Source organism: Ochrobactrum sp. SFR4, assembly GCF_019730395.1.
Taxonomy (GTDB): domain Bacteria; phylum Pseudomonadota; class Alphaproteobacteria; order Rhizobiales; family Rhizobiaceae; genus Pseudochrobactrum.
Genome location: NZ_JAAPBB010000087.1, coordinates 1 through 633, shown reverse-complemented (window position 1 = coordinate 633; position 633 = coordinate 1). Strand labels below are relative to the sequence as shown.

General features: G+C 48.8%; 1 protein-coding gene. It reads right to left on the bottom strand.

Translation table 11 applies throughout. From position 1 onward, the window contains the following. Nucleotides 1-7: 7 nt before the first annotated feature. On the bottom strand, nt 8-633 hold a 626-nt coding region (locus HBA93_RS17970), incomplete at its 5' end, for a major capsid protein (RefSeq protein WP_221724202.1).

Genomic DNA, 633 nt, shown 5'->3' with positions numbered 1-633 from the left:
AAGGTAATTATTTCATTCGAGCTCGCAGGAGCATTTCTGGCCGGGTAGCGATGAACAGCGGATAGCTGTAAACCTCAACTCGATCCCACTCATCACGACCTGATTTGTCTTCAAGAATGAGGCCATAATATTCACGCCCACGTTGGTTCAGATAAGGTTTGAACTCACTTGCAGGTGCAAATCCAACCTTGAAGGCACCGCGAGCATTAATCGGGAAAAAGCGCGCTTTTTCAGTGCCGACTGCTATGGTGGATTCATCATCAGTACCCTGATAGTTGATGAAAGTGACACCTTCGAGCTCAATTGAGGAGTATCCCTCAATATTCTCAAGCGTTGCAGCGCGTTCTGTTCCGATGCGGGTTTCTTTGATGTTTGGGTGATTGACCAAAGCATCAAAAAAGGCATCACCTACCAGAGCACCCACTCGTGTTGCTGGCGTCCATACCCCCTTGGCCGCTTTTTGCATCGCCCGTTTAAGATCGCGGATTTTTTTGCGAACATCAGTGCCCGGCTTATCTAGTTCAAAATTAATTTCGGTCGGCTCTGTAATGCCCCACTCCTCATACCAATCGATCAGGACTGAGCCATCCGCGTCAAGCACTTTACCCTGAACAGCACCGAAGCGCATGTGCT